5 protein-coding genes and 1 pseudogene are annotated in these 3,333 nt (G+C 36.6%); 2 read left to right on the top strand and 4 right to left on the bottom strand.

Annotated elements, in window-relative coordinates; genetic code table 11:
- Positions 1 to 217: 217 nt before the first annotated feature.
- A pseudogene (gene trxA / locus Q8907_14785) lies at positions 218 to 556 on the top strand (thioredoxin).
- 92 nt (positions 557 to 648) lie between these two features.
- Complete coding sequence (locus Q8907_14780) at positions 649 to 1,230, top strand: TIGR00730 family Rossman fold protein (protein ID MDP4275537.1); 582 nt, start codon at positions 649 to 651, stop codon at positions 1,228 to 1,230.
- Between the two features lie 77 nt (positions 1,231 to 1,307).
- Here Q8907_14780 and Q8907_14775 read toward each other — a convergent pair whose 3' ends face one another.
- The 4 genes from Q8907_14775 to Q8907_14760 all read right to left on the bottom strand — a co-directional run bounded on the left by Q8907_14775 (position 1,308) and on the right by Q8907_14760 (position 3,014).
- The gene (locus tag Q8907_14775) at positions 1,308 to 1,673 is read right to left on the bottom strand and encodes a hypothetical protein (protein MDP4275536.1); all 366 of its coding nucleotides are present in this window, start codon (positions 1,671 to 1,673) and stop codon (positions 1,308 to 1,310) included.
- A gap of 308 nt (positions 1,674 to 1,981) precedes the next feature.
- Entirely contained in the window at positions 1,982 to 2,497 is a 516-nt protein-coding gene (locus Q8907_14770; GenBank protein ID MDP4275535.1) for an HXXEE domain-containing protein, read from the bottom strand.
- A 4-nt stretch (positions 2,498 to 2,501) separates the two neighbouring features.
- On the bottom strand, positions 2,502 to 2,900 hold the full coding sequence (locus Q8907_14765) for a helix-turn-helix transcriptional regulator (GenBank protein ID MDP4275534.1): 399 nt from the start codon (positions 2,898 to 2,900) through the stop codon (positions 2,502 to 2,504).
- A gap of 6 nt (positions 2,901 to 2,906) precedes the next feature.
- The gene (locus tag Q8907_14760; GenBank protein ID MDP4275533.1) at positions 2,907 to 3,014 is read right to left on the bottom strand and encodes a type II toxin-antitoxin system HicA family toxin; all 108 of its coding nucleotides are present in this window, start codon (positions 3,012 to 3,014) and stop codon (positions 2,907 to 2,909) included.
- Positions 3,015 to 3,333: the final 319 nt, after the last annotated feature.

The raw sequence follows: 3,333 nt of genomic DNA, 5'->3' as shown, positions 1-3,333 counted from the left end.
GAAAACATGGCTGTAGAACTGCGTTCACGTTCTGTAAAGGTATCCCTTACTGAAAAGTTACTGCACTATCTCGATGAAAGGCCCGAAATAGAATGCAAAATCAATCAATAATCCAATGAAAATAAATTTAGTGATTCCTGTTTGTTATAAAATTTGTAAATTAGTATGCTGTCAACAATATGAATTTTTATTTGTTTGAACTCAAAATAAACGATTATTTAATTTAATAAGAAAAATCATGTCATTAGAAATTACAGATTCGAACTTTGCAGAAAAGGTAGAAAAATCAGATAAGCCAGTTGTGATAGATTTCTGGGCTGAATGGTGTGGCCCTTGCCGTATGGTTGGCCCGATTATCAATGAAATTTCCCAGGAATATGAAGGGAAAGCCATTATTGGAAAAGTTGATGTGGACAATAATCCTGAAATTTCTGCCAAGTTTGCTATTCGGAATATCCCTACTGTTTTGTTTTTTAAGAATGGACAAGTAGTTGACAAGCAGGTGGGTGCCGTTCCTAAAAGTACTTACGTGAAAAAACTGGAAGCTATTCTTTAAAATTATACAAAGTGATGCTTGCCCGTAGCAGGCGTCACTGAATCATTAAGATTAGTGTCAGAGTTTTATTCTCATTCATTTGTTTTTTTAAGATGGTAGGGAAAGTTTGTCTTTTTTGTTCGTCCAGTCCCAAGATTGAAACGAAATATTTTGAAGATGCGGGAACGCTTGCTGAAATTTTTGCAAATCAGCATGTAGGGCTGAAATATGGTGGCGGGGCTTTAGGGCTGATGGGTAAAGTTGCTGATGTGTATTTGGAAAAGAAAGGTAACATCACCGGAATCATTCCTCAGTTCATGCTCGAAATGGGTTGGAACCATCCTGAGGTTAAGGATATGATGGTGGTTAAAACCATGCACGAACGCAAGCAAAAGATGATGGAGGGGGTCGATGCTGTTGTGGCATTGCCGGGCGGTTGCGGAACACTTGAGGAACTTTCTGAAGCCATTTCATTAAAACAACTGGGGCAATTCACCAAACCCATCATTATTTTAAATACCAATCATTTTTACGATTCCTTGCTGGTCATGTTCAGGCAAATGATTGACCATCATTTCATGCGCAACGAACATCAACATATTTGGATCTCTGTTACCGAGCCATCCCAGGTGCTTCCGGCAATAGAGAACGCCCCTAAATGGGACCCTTCCTTTATCAAAATAGCAGCTGTATAATTTAAAAGGAATTAATGACAGGAAGCCAAAGGCAGGCAATTGCTTCTGCACCATCCTGAATCTGCCGGGTCCTGTTATTAATACAAATGCATCATTCCGATGATGCTGCCTGAGATATAAGCGACCACCCACCATCCATAAGCAATGCGGGTATATATATGCAATTTGTGCGAAATCTCTTCCCGATTGCTTATCCTTGCCCTCCAAATTAAGGCTGTATCCACCAGCATGGCTGCAAGTGCGGAATACCCGATAAGCCCGTGTATGGATATAAGTTTGTAATTCGTGCCGATGATCATAAGCAGGGTGGCCGATATGTCAAAGCATATTCCCAGAGTGATAAATGTTAATATAAACTTGGAAATACTTTGTTTTCTTTGTTCCGAAATAACTGCAATAGAATAAAAAACAAGTGCCAGCGTCACTACCCCCGAACCAAGCATAAGTATAGGATTCATAAATATCTCTCCAAATATTGATTTATAAAACTATTTTTTGAAGCGGCAAATTTATGAAATTTATTGCTCATATTCCGTTTTATTTACTTTGTTCTGCTACCAAGCATGGGGATATTGGGCTAAAGCCGGAAGAATTTATGTGTTTGATACCATTGGCTTTAGCCAATGGATTGATTGAATTATGAATTGCCGTTGGCTTTAGCCAACGGGCAGAAAATTTAGATATTCGATGGGTTTTAGCCCAAATTGTTTTTTGATCAAAATATACCCCGGGAATTTTATAATCCCGGTTGTTAATGTGGCTCTAATATCTTTTGAAATTTTTCTCCCAGCCAAAAGCAAAAGCGTAAATTTAGAATTACGGCCACTAAAAGGATGGGGCTTAAAAACAGGACTGTAGTCCAATTTACATATCCGGATATTGAAATAATTGCATAAATACAATAAGGAATACTTAGAATACTTGTGATAATCACAGGTACATATTTGCGGTAAACGATAAATTGCACTACATGCAAGATCAAATGAATAAAAAATACAAGCAGCAATCCTGTCCACAGCGAATATAAATCCCATTCCACGGCAAAAAAGGTAATGATTGAAATGATGATGAATTCTTCAGCAACCTCCAGCGCAAATGCGGCTGTCGACAGATTTTTTTGCTTGAATAACAATTTGGAAATAAATGGAAACTGGCTTGCAACTTTATCTGCATTCTTGTCCAACCAAGCCTTCATCATTATGATTTCTTCAAAATCATGGAACATAAAGACTATGGGCAACAACCACAATAAGGTTTCTATTTTCATTTTATTATCTCTTGTAAATCAAATTGATTTCTGAAAGTTCTTTTCCGATTTGCTGTATTCCTGAAAGAATTTTCTCTGTCTGGGATTCAGATGGTTTCTTGTGACCTTGTATATATTGTGACAAAAGGGTTGGATTCATTCCAATTTTTTCTGCAAGAAACTTGGAGTTGAGAACTTTATAATATTGAAAAAACTGTTTGAAATCAATCTCAAATTTTAAATTTTCATGGGTAATATGAATATCATGTTCTGCAAAAAACAGATTTGCAGCCTCGCAGGCATTATCTATCAATTCTGTAATTGTCCGGCCTGTAGTATAAAACGGATAATCTTCTGAAAAAGCTGAAAATCCGGTATCCGTCTTTTCGACAATCATCTTTATTTTCTTCCTCGTAGTCTTCATATCCATCTACTTTAATCCAGCATCATTCCTGATTTTCTTTTCCAATCCTTTACCTACTTCCTGACTTCCATGGTTAGAGAAAATTATAATGCCTGGTTTCTTGTCATGCTTCAATTTGACATGTGAACCACTTTGCGAAACCGGGTACCAGCCATCTTTGAAAGAAGTCTGAAGAGTTCAGAACATTTCATTCAAAAATCAGAATAAAATAAAAATTAAAGGTAAATAATTATTTACCTTTTTAAAAATATTCATTGCTGTCATTTGTCCATTTCCGTTGGCTTTAGCCAAGGGATTAATTGAATTATAAATTGCCGTTGGCTTTAGCCAACGGGCAGAATTTAAATATCCATTGGGCTTTAGCCCAAATGTATTTTTCAATAATTGAATTATACCGGAAAGATTTGGCTAAAGCCGAAAATAAATATTCCTT

The sequence above is a fragment of the Bacteroidota bacterium genome (assembly GCA_030706565.1).
In the GTDB taxonomy this organism is placed as follows: Bacteria; Bacteroidota; Bacteroidia; order Bacteroidales; family JAUZOH01; genus JAUZOH01.
Note: the sequence above shows the minus strand (reverse complement) of the source record. Positions and strands in the feature narration are given on the sequence as shown.